Raw genomic sequence first — 12,828 nt, 5'->3', positions numbered from 1 at the left:
AATAAACACATCCTTAATATAGGAGGTGTGTCATGAGAACCTTACTAATTATCTTGTCATTATTTATTCAAACGACGCTTATGGTAGAGGCATCAGAGCCTTCGTTAAATAATATTGAAAATATTAATTTAAATATTAAGGACCATGAAGTTGCAGTCACTTTTCTGGGTTTGTCGGAAGGGGAAGCAACACTGATTCAAGGCGCAAATAACGAGAATACCTTGATCAATACCGGAGGGAAAGAAACTGCTGCTGAATTAGAGGGTTGGCTATTCCTTTATGATGTAAAAGAGATTTCTAAATTAATCCTTACACATAACGGAACAGAACTTTCTAAACAACAATTAAATCGTCTAATCTCGAAATATAATATTAAAGAAATTATTTCAACACCTAAATTCTCTGCTAAAATCAAAAAGGAACTAGATTCAACAAATAAGCCTGCAGTTGTCTCATGGGGGCAGGGTACAAAGAGGCCAATTCTGCCTGAGATGACTGCTGAAGTTCAATTTGTGGGAAATGATACGAATGAAGGTATGGATTTAACACTTGATTTTTTTAATCATCGAATATTCCTAATGACTTCATTCACCCCAAGGGCAGAAGAGACACTCTTGGAGAAAAATCTAGAGAATATTAATGTGTTTAAAATCCCTAATGGTGCACCGGAAGACTCTTTATCTGAGAAATTAATTCAATATCTAAATCCGCAAATTTCAGTCCTTTTTGCACCAGAAGAAGAGACGCATGATCCAGATATACTGGTTGATCTTCACGAAACTTGGTCAGAAATTTATTCAACGAAAAAACATGGAACTATAACAATAAAATTCACCGATTCAAATTATGAAATCATAACCATTCCGATTGAATCAGATGAATAAAATTTTATTAAAAAAATCATAGCATCTTTGACCCGCTTTTTGCTTCCACCTGTTATAATAATGGATAAGATTTATCAAATAATGTAGATAAACAGGAAAATATTGGAGGATAACGGATGGAAAGTAAAATAGAAGTTTTATCAACAGTGAAAATCCAACACAGTCCGGATCTGTATAAAATTGTTGATGCCCTTAATCGAACCTTGAAACAGGAAGACCTTATGTTTGGACTTGCACTGGATCAAGCGAATCAAAATACAGCGATTTTTACGATTTATCGTACATAAAGAAGTGAATTAGTAATGAAAAAGTGGATTATTGTTCTTTCAATAATAGTATTAGCCTTTTGTGGGTTATTGATAAAAGTTTATTTATCAGCATTGGATCCCGTGAAAACAGCAGAGACAAAAGCTGTCTCACGTGCTCAAGGGAAAATTTCACTAAAGGAAGTAGACGATTTTCATATTTATAATGGTATTGAAACGGTTAATGTCATTGAGGGGAAAAGTAAAAATGGTGACAAAATTATCGTATGGATGCCTGAGAAAAGTAAGGAAATTATCGTAAGAAAAGCAAAGAATGGGTTAACAAAGGAAGAAGCAATTCAAAAACTTCAACAAGAGAAAAGCCCGAAGAAGATTATCTCTGTTCGTCTCGGTATGGAAAAGAATATCCCACTTTGGGAAATTTATTACCGTTCTAATAATAATTTAATAAATTATTACTATGTTCACTTTGATACAGGTGAATGGCTAAAAAAAATTGAAAACCTATAAATAGATGGAGAGCGGAGGAATTGAAATGGTAGTGGAATTAGCTAATCGTGTAAAAGCACTTACACCTTCAACGACATTAGCGATTACAGCAAAAGCAAAAGAACTAAAGGAACAAGGGGAGGATGTTATCGGTCTAGGTGCTGGTGAGCCTGACTTTAATACCCCACAACATATTTTAGATGCTGCATTTCAATCAATGAATGAGGGGCATACGAAGTATACCCCTTCAGCTGGCTTGCCTGCATTAAAGAAGGCAATTATTAAGAAATTTATTGAAGACCAGGGACTAGCTTTTAATCCTAATGAAATCATTGTTGGAAATGGCGCGAAACATGTCCTTTATACTTTGTTTCAAGTGATTTTAAATGATGGTGATGAGGTCATCATTCCAACCCCATATTGGGTCAGTTATCCAGAACAAGTAAAATTAGCTGGTGGAGTCCCAGTTTATATTGAGGGATTTGAGGATAATCAATTTAAAGTGACACCAGAACAATTAAAAAAGGCAATTACGAAGAAAACAAAAGCTGTTATTATTAATTCACCGAGTAACCCTACTGGAGTCCTATATACAGCTGAAGAACTTTTGGAAATAGGCAAAGTTTGCCTTGAGGAGAACATTCTCATTGTTTCAGATGAAATATACGAAAAGCTAGTTTATGGAGAAAATAAACATATTTCAATTGCTCAACTTTCTCCTGAATTAAAAGAGCAAACGATTGTTATTAATGGCGTTTCCAAGTCACATTCGATGACAGGTTGGAGAATAGGGTATGCAGCTGGAAATAAAAAAATTATTGAAGCGATGACAAACCTTGCAAGCCATAGTACATCTAATCCAACAACAACTGCCCAATATGCAACAATTGCTGCTTATACTGGTTCACAACAGCCAGTTGAAGAAATGAGGAAGGCATTTGAAGAAAGATTAGAAATTATTTTTACAAAGCTTGTTTCAATTCCAGGTGTGACATGTGTAAAACCACAAGGAGCTTTTTATCTTTATCCAAATGTAAAGAAAGCAGCAGAAATAACTGGGTACCAGAATGTGGATGCTTTTGTAGAGGCACTACTCGTGGACGCTAAAGTTGCAGTAATTCCTGGATCAGGATTTGGAACGCCTGATAATATTCGTCTTTCCTACGCAACATCTTTAACATTGTTAGAAAAGGCAGTGGAGAGAATCCACCAATTTGTGGTTTCAAAGTCAAGTATGGTCAATCATTAATTATTTTAAAAAGTCTGCGAATCGCTGCAGGCTTTTTGCTTTTAGTTACCAAAGATGGATGCCGTATACTCTTACTCGGATAGAATGTTCATGATATACTTAACAGGAGGTGTCCTGAATATGAAAACAAACTTATTAGCATGGGTTCAAGAAGGAAACATTACTGTTCCTACATTATTATTTTCTGAATATCGCAATTTAAATTTAAATGAATATGAACTTGTTCTTTTATTAAATATTCTCACTTATTTAGAAAAAGGTCATGAATTCCCTACTCCGGATGAGCTTTCAGCAAGAATGACGATAACTATTTCTGAATGTAATGAAATGCTCAGGAGACTGATTCAAAGAGGCTTTATTCAAATCACCGATGGACATAATCATGAGGGTATTCGATATGAGAAGTATTCCATTGAGCCTTTATGGGAAAGACTGATAGAACAGTTCTTAATAAATAATAAAATGAATAAAGAATCGGACAAGAAAGCTGATGAAACAGATCTTTATACATGTTTTGAAAAGGAATTCGGACGTCCGCTTTCTCCGTTTGAATGTGAATCACTTGCAATGTGGATGGATGATGACCATCATGACCCAATGATCATAAAAGCAGCTTTACGTGAAGCGGTAATGTCGGGGAAATTAAATTTCCGCTATATTGATAGAATTCTCTTTGAGTGGAAAAAGAATGGAATAAAAACAATTGAGCAGGCCAAAAACCATGGTCTTAAATTTCGGCAAAAGCAAACACAAAAGGGAAGTATCAAAGACGAACCACACCAACCAACTGTCCCTTTCTACAACTGGTTAGAACAATAAATTCGAAGAGCGAGAGACATATCTCTCGTTTTATTTCATTTAAATAGAAGTAGGTGAAAGATATGCTAAATAACAGCCAAATCCGTTATTGCCTTGATCAAATAGGCGAAATGTTTCCCGATGCCCACTGTGAGCTTAACCATTCGAATCCATTCGAACTGGTCATTGCTGTAGCTCTATCAGCGCAATGTACCGATGTCCTTGTAAATAAAGTAACCAAATCATTATTTGAAAAATATAAAACACCCGAGGATTACCTAGCTGTTCCACTTGAAGAATTACAAAACGATATTCGTTCGATTGGCCTTTACCGGAATAAAGCTAAAAACATTCAAAACCTTTGTCGAATTGTAATAGAAGAATATAACGGTGACATCCCAACAGACCGTGATGAGTTAACAAAACTGCCTGGTGTTGGCAGGAAAACAGCGAATGTTGTGGTGTCGGTTGCTTATAATATACCCGCAATTGCAGTAGACACACATGTGGAAAGAGTTAGTAAACGATTAGGTATCTGCAGGTGGAAAGACTCTGTCCTTGAAGTGGAAAAAACATTAATGAGGAAAATTCCAAAAGAAGAGTGGTCACTCACACACCACCGCCTGATTTTTTTTGGGCGTTATCACTGTAAGGCACAAAATCCACAATGTCCAAGCTGCCCTTTATTAGAGCTCTGCAGGGAAGGAAAAAAGAGGATGAAAGGGCAGGTCGCAAGCAATGGATAAAAGGGAAGTGGAGATTTCCAACCTTCTGACAGAATGGAAAAATAGTAAAATGCAATTGGAAGTACTATTTCGGGAACGTGAGTATAAAAATACAAAATTGTTGATGGATAAGGGAATTCAATTGTTTATTCAATTTCTGGCTTGGTCCAATGATTTGCCAGTTGCTTTGAATGAATCGCTTAATCTTAAACAATTAGAGTTTAAGCCGGTTAATGTTGAGGAACGATTGGCCTTTATTACCTCAAGGCCAGCATTATATCATTCTTATCGACAACTATCAGAGTTGATGATGGAGCAGGAAAAATTGTTTGTAAAGAGAAACTTATTAAAAAAAGCGTCTAAACCAAATGGTTAGACGCTTTTTAATGTTTTCTGATTGCTATTTAGCCAGGAGTCCCTACAGCTGGCTGCTCTCCTGTCCCACTGTCAACTGGGATATCTGGTGGGGCGGTTCCTTCTCCATTTCCTTGTTCCCCGCCGTTGTCACCAGTGCCATCACCTGTACCAGTCCCGTTCCCGTTGCCAGTCCCGTTCCCGTTGCCAGTCCCGTTCCCGTTGCCAGTCCCGTTCCCGTTGCCAGTCCCGTTGCCAGTCCCAGTTCCGTTGCCAGTTCCGTTACCGTTACCGTTACCGTTACCGTTACCATTACCATTACCATTACCATTACCATTACCATTACCATTACCATTGCCGTTACCGTTACCTGGCGGGGTGGCTGGCTCATTACCCGTGCCAGGGTTAGTTTCTTGGGCTGGAATTTCAATGGTTGCCGTTACGGGATCGCTTTGTCTATCTCCACTAATCGCAATAATGGTGAAGGAATACTTTGCCCCCGGTACTGCTGGAATAGTTAATGAAGTCTCTGATTGAGTATATTTTTTCTGTTCTGTACCACTAGACACTGTAATAGAGAAAGTAACATTGGATTTTTTAGAGTGCTTCCAAGATAATCCTATCGTATTACTTGCCTGATCATAGTTTGCTTTTAGATTTTTTGGAGCAGCTAGTTTGTCATACTTTGTGGAAACTCGATTAGGTGAGTGACCCTTCACAGCATACTCTGTAATAATTTGACTTGATGGTGTGTATTGACTTGCTAAAACTGGAGGCATTGAGCCTCTCTCAATCCTTACTCTTTGAACGCTGCTAGGCATTTTAAAGTCAGGTGTATCGGTATCCCTAGATACATGTTCCATGACGTTTTTAAAAATTAATTGGGCTAAACGTTGATTATTTCCAACCGCATTAATAGGGGTACTCCGGTCTTTATAACCAGTCCAAATAGATGCAGTGTAATTGGTCGTATAACCCGTGAACCATGCATCAGGAACGGATCTGCTGCTTGGAATATTCCATTTTTGAATTTCTTCATCTGTATAGTTAGTTGTACCTGTCTTACCGGCTATATCAAGTCCAGGAACATCCGCTCTTGTGCCTGTACCAGGATAATCGAGGACACTTTCCATCATACTTGTTATCATAAAAGCAGTAGAGTCTTTCATTACTACTTTCGGTTCTGGAGCAGTGCTTATCACAGTACCATCACGGAGTTTAATTTTCCTAATTGCATGAGGTTTTGTATAAATGCCTTTATTACCAAATGCACTGTAGGCACCTGCCATTTGCAGCGGTGATACACCCGTTTTAAAACCACCAATCGCATAGGATTCAAAAATTTCCTTTAAAGGGATACCTAAATCCACTGCAAAGTCTTTTGCTTTATCAAGGCCAACTTGTTGCAATGCTTGAACAGCAGGTGAATTTCGTGATAATTGCAATGCTGTTCTGATAGTCATAGCTCCCTTATAGCTTTGGTCCCAGTTCCCAAACTTTTTCCCAGAAGAATAAGTAATAGGCTTATCTTCTATCATTTGATAGGTTCCCCAGTTTAAATACTCAATTGCAGGAGCATAATCAAGAATGGGTTTGATAGTTGATCCAGGTTGACGCTGGGTATCAATTGCATAGTTAAATCCCCGTTTGACTTTTTGATTTCTACCGCCCCCAATGGCACGGATTTCACTCGTTTTCGTATCCAGAAGTGCTACTCCAGCTTGGAACTCATCATCTGGATAGTCGATCACATCATCTTTGTTAAGGATATCCTCAACATAAGATTGTGCATTCGGATCAAGTGTTGTATGAATGGTTAAGCCATCAGTAAAAATATCAAAATCAGATGTTTCTTTCACTTCATCAATTACTGCATCGACAAATGAATCAAAAGGTTTCTCTTTAACCTTTCGCTCTTTTTCATTTAATACGGTATCTTTAACTGATACTTTTTTCGCATCTTCCATGGCTTGTTTCGAAATAAATCCATGCTGGTGCATTAATGTTAAGACGATGTTGCGTCTTTTTTGAGCTAATTCAGGATGGTAGAAAGGATTATAATTATTTGGACTTTGCGGCATCCCAGCAATTTGGGCCGCTTCTGAAAGTGTTAAATCCTTTAATTCTTTTCCATAGAAAATCTTTGCAGCCGTAGCAATCCCATGACTATTTTCAGAAACATACACTTTATTTACATACATTTCGAAAATTTGGTGCTTTGTATATTGCTGTTCCAATTGATAGGATAGCCAGGCTTCTTCAACTTTTCGCTTTAAAGTTTTTTCTGGGGTTAAAAATGAGTTTTTAACTACTTGTTGTGTAATGGTGCTGGCACCCTCAGAACCAAAGCCATGTTTGATATTTGCGAGGACAGCCCCTCCTAATCGAATCGGGTCAATCCCATGGTGCTTGTAAAAACGATAATCTTCTGTTGCTAAGATCGCATTTTCGACTACCTGAGGAATATCTTTATAGTTTACATATTCCCGATTAACAGCACCCACTTCTGTTACAAGTTTGTCATCTTTATCTAAAATCTTCGAAGGGATTGGATCTTTTAATAATTTCGGGTCAAGTACGGGAGCATCCTTAACTAAGTACGCGAAAGTACCCACACCAGCCAGTATACCAATAATACCAAGGGCTACTATTGTTAGAAAAATTTTCTTTACAAGCCCCCCAGATTTTTTCTTGGCTTTTGGTTTACCTTTAGTTTGGAGTTTCTTTCTGCGCTCCTCTCTTGATTGGTATTGTTCAGACATTGTAATATTCCTTCCTTTCGAGCCTAATCTCAATTGTAGAGCTTATCTATTATTTTAATATAGTCAATTCGGGGTTGAAAACCAAGTGGAATCAGGTACCCTTTTTGTTCCACTTCTTCTTTCGTAATTGATTTTCTTCCGCCATTTGTCATTCGCTCCCAAAAAGTCAACAAGTGCTTTGATTCAAGTAAGAAAACTTGCTCAAACTTTGTAAAACGGAGGATAACAAAACATATACCACCTTGATAAAGCACTTCTTCCATATGCTGTATCTGGTGTTGATGAAAATTCTTTAATGGAAATGAGGTAGGATTTTGTGTTTCCTTTGCTTCGAAGTCAATATACCTTCCTTTATAAACCCCATTATAATCCGTCGTAGATGCTAACTTAAAATAAGCTTCCTTAATCACAGCTGCACTCCGATTTGGATAATCAACTTGGACTATTTGAACAGGTGTTGGTTTCTTATGAATAACGGCTATCTTTCTCTCCCGGTAATATTCATTTGTTTCATTTAAATCTTCTTCCAGCGTCATACCTCTGTTACTATAAGAATCATTTTTCCTTTTTTTACTGGTACTTTCTGTGTCTGCGTCAAGGGCTTTAGGTATGTACCTTTTTCCGTTTGGATAGTTAAAATTCATCTTTTACACCTCTCAAGCTATTCCTTATCATACCAAATCTTAGCGAGATTGGGGTGTATAAAATACTTTTGCATACAAAGGCTAATAACAATTGTAACGATAATGCCAAAATTATACATGATGCATTTTTCATAAAGGAACTAAACGCTAAAATGTACTAATAATCTATTAAAAAACATAAGGGAAGATGAATATGAATCATCTTACAATACAGGAACAAACAATCATTCGTCAAATTCAAGCAGAAACGAAGAAGAAAAATGTCGATAATATCTCAAGGACAGAAGCTTATTTATCTTATTTTAAAAAAAATCCTGATATCATTTGGGCTTTTTTAGCAAGTATGGTTTCAAGAAATGGTGGATGGAATATGTGTGACCTGCAAGGCTCCATCTTTCCTCAATTAATCACAGATATGACGAGAAAACAGCTTTTTCTTACCTATGAACGGGCAAATTGGCTTATTTTTAATGATGTCTATCCTCAGTTGTTGGTCTATCAATATTCGACGAAAATGAATCGACAAATGTTTCATTTACTACCTTATTTTCATGTATCAGCGTTTATACAAAAGGAATGGTATCGATATTGGAAAGAAAACGATAAGAATAGACTAACCACTTGTTTAATCATAAATGAGCAAAATGTCATTCAAACTCCTGTAATTGACCATCCTGTTTATAAAAAAAAGATTTTCAAATCAAAGCTTTTTTCTTTTCAGGATTGGCTGCATTTCAGCTGCGTTTTGTTTCCAACATGCGGAGGAGAATTATACGGCGCTAGTGTCAATGGTTTCAAATCACTATCGAAACGAATCAATCTAGGTAAACGACTTGCCAGTATTCTTTTTCACCCGAGACTATTTCCTTACTTTTTTGAGTTTGCAGAGAAAACGCCTCATACTGGTTCAAGATATGATTATGAACAATATTTTAAAATAAAATCAGGTCAAAAAACACCGATTTTACGAGCAACCTTTCCAATTATAGAGCATAATCAACAAAAATTTGAAGATTGGAGTTTGCGTCGAAGGGTCCCCCCTAGTTGGATGTATTTTCCGGTAGACAATCGTCACCCCATTCATCTGACAGATTGGTACTTTTCAAAATCCAATCAACTTCAGTTAATACTAGCGCTCCAAAAAACCTTGCAGTTAAAAAAGTGGAATTAGAAAAAGCAAGGGAGACCCCCTTGCTTTTTTGGGTATTATTCAGCCGGACGGTTTTCACCAACAAGCTTTTTATCACCATAGCCTGTCTTTTTTACTTCATCAGCTGGTCTTGATTGTTCCTTTTTAATTTGATTTTTATTTTTTGGCATTAATTGCACCTCCAATAATAGAATGTGCGCTTTTTTAATTTTCATGCAGGTAAAGTGGTGTCGAAACCTTAAGGGAAAAATGCCATTTTACCACTACCTTTGGCGAATAGAAACTAGTTTTGTCAAGGCAGAAGGAAGCAAAAAAGAGAAGGAGAATTATACTAAATAGAAAATGCTGGGAGGGGTTTGATTGATGAATAAGCCATTGTCCGATAAAGAAAAGTTGATTTCAATGCTTACGGAAATATATGATCAATTAGAAGACTTGGAAGTGGTGCTAGAAGCATCCTTCTCAGACCTGCGCAAAAGTTTAGATCAGGAAGAACAGGATAAGATAATGGAATCCAAACAAAAACTATTTGGACTAGAAAAAACAATGGAAAAAGTTAACTCTATTTCAAACGTAGAAATAGCAGGAGAGCCATACAACTTGAATTGGGCTTTTAATTGCCGTTAAAATAACAATATCAATGAAAGTAGCATGGAAAAAACTTCATGCTACTTTTTTATTTTTGGAAGGAAGGGTTTTTTCGAGATGTCTGAAGAAATTATTGATTTAACAGAAAAACTATTAGCTTTTAACAGCTTATTCATGAAGTATTATCAAGAGGGGCGGACAACAGGGACTAAGTATGATTTTCATGAAGTCATAAAGCCATTTGCAAATGAAGTAAAGGAGATAAATGACCAATGGAAACTGGCGATGAAGAGGTGGCTTTCAGACTCAGACCATAAACATCTTCATTTAAAGCAAGTTGACACCACCTCTGAACATATTGATCAACTTTCAATCCAAGCTTTTTTCCCAGAGACCAGTAGAACAAGGTTTATTAATGCCAATCGCACGGTTGAATTTTTCCTTTTAGAAATATTAAAAGAGTTAAAAAAATAGAAAAGAGATGCATTTGCATCTCTTTGATGAGTATTAAGAATGTTCGATGAGGGAGTTTTCATTATCCGTTTCAGGTATGACTGCGCCTTGTTTTTCAAGCTCACAGACTAGAAGACGATATTCTTTAATATTTATATCGTTATGAATATACGCTTTCTTAGCAAAATCCATTAATGCATTTACATCATCAGTTGTATAATCCCTGCTTTGAATAAATTTGCTTTTTAATTCGCGAATGTCCATCTATTAGCTCCTCCTTCATCCTTTTTTCTATCGTAACACGAAAGTGATGATTTTCTAGTTTTTAAAATATTTAAACTTTAGACAAAATTCTTGTCATTATGACATTGGGAATCTTTTCAGGAGGAATCACCATTCCTTCCTTTTCTTCATAAAGTGTAGTAGATAAAATGCGGAGGAGATGTTTGCCCATGTTTGGAAAGAAAAGACCAACCAATTACTACTTCAATAATGGATATCCGGGGCAAATGATGCACCAAGGTCCAGTTGGTCAACAAAGAAATCAGCAGCATTTTACTAGTAATCCACCATACTTATATCAAGCACCACCTCAAAACTTTGATTGGACATTATACCAACAACAAAATCCACCAAACCCACCAAACCCATATTATCAGCAAGCCTATCCGCCTTATATGCAAAACTATCAACCTGGCCATGTTCCACAAGGTTCTTTTAATAACCAGTCTTTTTCACAAGGGGATTCGCAATTCCTATTCCAAAATCCATTGCAACCTCAGGAAAAAATGGTTCAAAAACCACAGTATATGCCAATGAATGGTTATCCAGCGATGAATCCATATCCTAAACAAAGTGCAATCCCGAAACAGGCGGGAGGAGTCCAGTCCTTTATGAACTCTTTTAAGTCCCAGGATGGATCGGTAGATATTAATAAAATGGTTAACACTGCTGGGCAAATGATGAATGCTGTTAGTCAAGTAAGTTCACTTGTCAAAGGATTTGGTGGAATATTTAAAGCATAAGGAAAGACGGCTCATCAGGAAGCCGTCTTTTTATTTGGAGATATATAGATGTTTACTCCTCAATTTCAATCATTTTCCCTTTTTCCTGGGGAATTCTGACTTTTAATAAACCATCACGATAGGAAGCTTTGACATTTTTTTCGTTAATTGTGTGTGGAAAGGAAATGGTTCTGGATGATTTTTGTTGTAAGTATTTTCGCCGATAAATCTGGTTATGCTCATCTTCGGCTGTTTCAAGTTCTTTATTTTCTACAGAAATAGTCAAATAATTACCTGAGATATTTAATTGAATCTGCTCCCGTTTAACCCCAGGCAGTTCAGCTGAGATGATATATTCGTTACCTGTTTCAAGTGTGTCAACATGGAAGTTTGCCCCTGGTGGAAATGGACTTTTGAAAAAATCATCAATTGACTGTAAAAAGCCCTTAATCGGTTTTTCATGGAAAAATTCGTTCATCGTTTTCATTAAATCACCAAAAGAATCAGTTCTAGGCTTTTTTGAATTTTTATCATTCGGCACCAAAGATGACATATGGATTCCCTCGCTTTCCAGTTTTTCACTTGCCAGTATATGCGAATATAACTGGGTATGTGCCGTCATATTTTATCCTTGGGATTCAGAAGAATTCGGATTGTCCAAAAACGTTTAAATTTATAAATAAAAACCGCAGCCGATATGCTGCGGTATTAATGCCTATATTAAATGAATTTCTTCCATTAAAATTTTAATATCTACTATCATGTTGCCTTCATCATCTACTTCAATTAATTCATCTTTTTTCATTTTTGTCAGTGTTCTGCTAATGGTTTCCCTAGTAGTCCCAATCATATTAGCAAGATCCTTGTTCGTAAATTCCGATTTTAAGAGGATTGTCCCATCTTCTTGTTCTTTTCCATGATTTTGGGCAAGGCGTATCAGAAGTTTTACTATTTGCTCATATGTATTATTGAGAATTTGCTCTTCTAAACGGTTTTGTAAATCAACGATTTTTTCACCCAACACTTTAAACACTTTAATACATAACTCGGGGTTATCAATTAAAACCGTTTCAAATTTTGAAATTGGAATGGCAATAAGTGTTGATGACTCAAGTACTTCCGCATAGGCAGGATAATCACCTTTTCTGAAAAAGCCCACATGCGGAAACATCTCCCCTTTTTTGGCAATTGCAACAATTTGTTCTTTGCCATTAATGTCACTTTTGTAGATTTTGATTTTTCCGTCATAAATGAAATAGACATTTTCAAGCGGGTCACCTTGGAGAAATACATGGCTTTGCTTTTTCCATTGTCTGGAGATGGCGATATCAGTGATTTTCGTTAATTCAAATTCATTCAATTCTCGAAAAAGAGTAAAATCAGCCAGCACCCTTTTTATTTCTTCTATTTTCATTAGATTCACCTTCACAGTCATAGTCAGTTATTATCTATTGTAACAAAA

The 12,828-nt window shown here is 36.5% G+C and carries 16 protein-coding genes; 11 read left to right on the top strand and 5 right to left on the bottom strand.

Annotated features, from left to right (window positions below; translation table 11 throughout):
* The first annotated feature begins 32 nt into the window (after positions 1-32).
* From ACE198_RS06375 to ACE198_RS06345, 7 genes are all read left to right on the top strand, one after another.
* Positions 33-884, top strand: a complete 852-nt coding sequence (locus tag ACE198_RS06375) for a ComEC/Rec2 family competence protein (protein WP_375375028.1) — start codon at positions 33-35, stop codon at positions 882-884.
* A gap of 116 nt (positions 885-1,000) precedes the next feature.
* Positions 1,001-1,171 (top strand): YpmA family protein, encoded by a 171-nt coding sequence (locus tag ACE198_RS06370; RefSeq protein WP_098574777.1) that lies wholly within the window; start codon positions 1,001-1,003, stop codon positions 1,169-1,171.
* Positions 1,172-1,186: 15 nt separating this feature from the next.
* A complete protein-coding gene (locus ACE198_RS06365; RefSeq protein WP_375375027.1) occupies positions 1,187-1,660 on the top strand; it encodes a cell wall elongation regulator TseB-like domain-containing protein in 474 nt (157 codons plus the stop codon).
* A 31-nt stretch (positions 1,661-1,691) separates the two neighbouring features.
* Positions 1,692-2,888, top strand: coding sequence for a pyridoxal phosphate-dependent aminotransferase (locus ACE198_RS06360; protein ID WP_375375060.1), 1,197 nt, complete (start codon positions 1,692-1,694; stop codon positions 2,886-2,888).
* A gap of 120 nt (positions 2,889-3,008) precedes the next feature.
* Positions 3,009-3,707 carry a DnaD domain protein gene (locus tag ACE198_RS06355; protein ID WP_375375026.1) on the top strand — a complete coding sequence of 233 codons (699 nt, stop codon included), beginning with the start codon at positions 3,009-3,011 and terminating at the stop codon, positions 3,705-3,707.
* A gap of 62 nt (positions 3,708-3,769) precedes the next feature.
* Positions 3,770-4,432, top strand: coding sequence for an endonuclease III (nth, locus tag ACE198_RS06350; protein ID WP_375375025.1), 663 nt, complete (start codon positions 3,770-3,772; stop codon positions 4,430-4,432).
* A complete protein-coding gene (locus ACE198_RS06345; RefSeq protein WP_375375024.1) occupies positions 4,425-4,787 on the top strand; it encodes a YpoC family protein in 363 nt (120 codons plus the stop codon). Before nth ends, ACE198_RS06345 begins: the two co-directional genes overlap by 8 nt.
* Positions 4,788-4,815: 28 nt before the next feature.
* On the opposite strand, the gene ACE198_RS06340 is transcribed toward ACE198_RS06345, so the two are convergent.
* On the bottom strand, positions 4,816-7,527 hold the full coding sequence (locus ACE198_RS06340; RefSeq protein WP_375375023.1) for a PBP1A family penicillin-binding protein: 2,712 nt from the start codon (positions 7,525-7,527) through the stop codon (positions 4,816-4,818).
* 29 nt (positions 7,528-7,556) lie between these two features.
* Complete coding sequence (recU, locus tag ACE198_RS06335) at positions 7,557-8,171, bottom strand: Holliday junction resolvase RecU (protein WP_251456928.1); 615 nt, start codon at positions 8,169-8,171, stop codon at positions 7,557-7,559.
* Between the two features lie 193 nt (positions 8,172-8,364).
* Here recU and ACE198_RS06330 point away from each other — a divergent pair, with 193 nt between their 5' ends.
* The 3 genes from ACE198_RS06330 (at position 8,365) to ACE198_RS06320 (ending at position 10,383) form a co-directional block, all read left to right on the top strand.
* Entirely contained in the window at positions 8,365-9,342 is a 978-nt protein-coding gene (locus ACE198_RS06330) for a DUF2515 domain-containing protein (protein WP_375375022.1), read from the top strand.
* A 342-nt stretch (positions 9,343-9,684) separates the two neighbouring features.
* Entirely contained in the window at positions 9,685-9,948 is a 264-nt protein-coding gene (locus ACE198_RS06325) for a hypothetical protein (protein ID WP_375375021.1), read from the top strand.
* A 78-nt stretch (positions 9,949-10,026) separates the two neighbouring features.
* On the top strand, positions 10,027-10,383 hold the full coding sequence (locus ACE198_RS06320; RefSeq protein WP_098571174.1) for a DUF1798 family protein: 357 nt from the start codon (positions 10,027-10,029) through the stop codon (positions 10,381-10,383).
* A gap of 33 nt (positions 10,384-10,416) precedes the next feature.
* Here ACE198_RS06320 and yppF read toward each other — a convergent pair whose 3' ends face one another.
* Positions 10,417-10,626 carry a YppF family protein gene (gene yppF, locus ACE198_RS06315; RefSeq protein ID WP_098571175.1) on the bottom strand — a complete coding sequence of 70 codons (210 nt, stop codon included), beginning with the start codon at positions 10,624-10,626 and terminating at the stop codon, positions 10,417-10,419.
* A 188-nt stretch (positions 10,627-10,814) separates the two neighbouring features.
* Between yppF and ACE198_RS06310 the strand changes: the two genes are divergently transcribed.
* Complete coding sequence (locus tag ACE198_RS06310) at positions 10,815-11,387, top strand: YppG family protein (RefSeq protein WP_375375020.1); 573 nt, start codon at positions 10,815-10,817, stop codon at positions 11,385-11,387.
* 52 nt (positions 11,388-11,439) lie between these two features.
* On the opposite strand, the gene ACE198_RS06305 is transcribed toward ACE198_RS06310, so the two are convergent.
* On the bottom strand, positions 11,440-11,919 hold the full coding sequence (locus ACE198_RS06305) for an Hsp20/alpha crystallin family protein (RefSeq protein WP_098571214.1): 480 nt from the start codon (positions 11,917-11,919) through the stop codon (positions 11,440-11,442).
* Positions 11,920-12,081: 162 nt separating this feature from the next.
* Positions 12,082-12,780, bottom strand: a complete 699-nt coding sequence (locus ACE198_RS06300; protein WP_375375019.1) for a Crp/Fnr family transcriptional regulator — start codon at positions 12,778-12,780, stop codon at positions 12,082-12,084.
* Positions 12,781-12,828 lie beyond the last annotated feature (48 nt).

The organism is Neobacillus sp. KR4-4 (assembly GCF_042136325.1).
Taxonomy (GTDB): domain Bacteria; phylum Bacillota; class Bacilli; order Bacillales; family Cytobacillaceae; genus Neobacillus.
Note: the sequence above shows the minus strand (reverse complement) of the source record. Positions and strands in the feature narration are given on the sequence as shown.

Excerpts from the sequence above, each read along its gene's own strand:
- ACE198_RS06365 (WP_375375027.1), top strand. The coding sequence starts at position 1,187 with ATGAAAAAGTGGATTATTGTTCTTTCAATAATAGTATTAGCCTTTTGT.
- ACE198_RS06330 (WP_375375022.1), top strand. The coding sequence starts at position 8,365 with ATGAATCATCTTACAATACAGGAACAAACAATCATTCGTCAAATTCAA.
- ACE198_RS06300 (WP_375375019.1), bottom strand. The coding sequence starts at position 12,780 with ATGAAAATAGAAGAAATAAAAAGGGTGCTGGCTGATTTTACTCTTTTT.
- ACE198_RS06325 (WP_375375021.1), top strand. The coding sequence starts at position 9,685 with ATGAATAAGCCATTGTCCGATAAAGAAAAGTTGATTTCAATGCTTACG.
- ACE198_RS06340 (WP_375375023.1), bottom strand. The coding sequence starts at position 7,527 with ATGTCTGAACAATACCAATCAAGAGAGGAGCGCAGAAAGAAACTCCAA.
- ACE198_RS06355 (WP_375375026.1), top strand. The coding sequence starts at position 3,009 with ATGAAAACAAACTTATTAGCATGGGTTCAAGAAGGAAACATTACTGTT.
- ACE198_RS06310 (WP_375375020.1), top strand. The coding sequence starts at position 10,815 with ATGTTTGGAAAGAAAAGACCAACCAATTACTACTTCAATAATGGATAT.
- ACE198_RS06370 (WP_098574777.1), top strand. The coding sequence starts at position 1,001 with ATGGAAAGTAAAATAGAAGTTTTATCAACAGTGAAAATCCAACACAGT.
- nth (WP_375375025.1), top strand. The coding sequence starts at position 3,770 with ATGCTAAATAACAGCCAAATCCGTTATTGCCTTGATCAAATAGGCGAA.
- ACE198_RS06320 (WP_098571174.1), top strand. The coding sequence starts at position 10,027 with ATGTCTGAAGAAATTATTGATTTAACAGAAAAACTATTAGCTTTTAAC.
- recU (WP_251456928.1), bottom strand. The coding sequence starts at position 8,171 with ATGAATTTTAACTATCCAAACGGAAAAAGGTACATACCTAAAGCCCTT.
- ACE198_RS06305 (WP_098571214.1), bottom strand. The coding sequence starts at position 11,919 with ATGTCATCTTTGGTGCCGAATGATAAAAATTCAAAAAAGCCTAGAACT.
- ACE198_RS06345 (WP_375375024.1), top strand. The coding sequence starts at position 4,425 with ATGGATAAAAGGGAAGTGGAGATTTCCAACCTTCTGACAGAATGGAAA.
- yppF (WP_098571175.1), bottom strand. The coding sequence starts at position 10,626 with ATGGACATTCGCGAATTAAAAAGCAAATTTATTCAAAGCAGGGATTAT.
- ACE198_RS06375 (WP_375375028.1), top strand. The coding sequence starts at position 33 with ATGAGAACCTTACTAATTATCTTGTCATTATTTATTCAAACGACGCTT.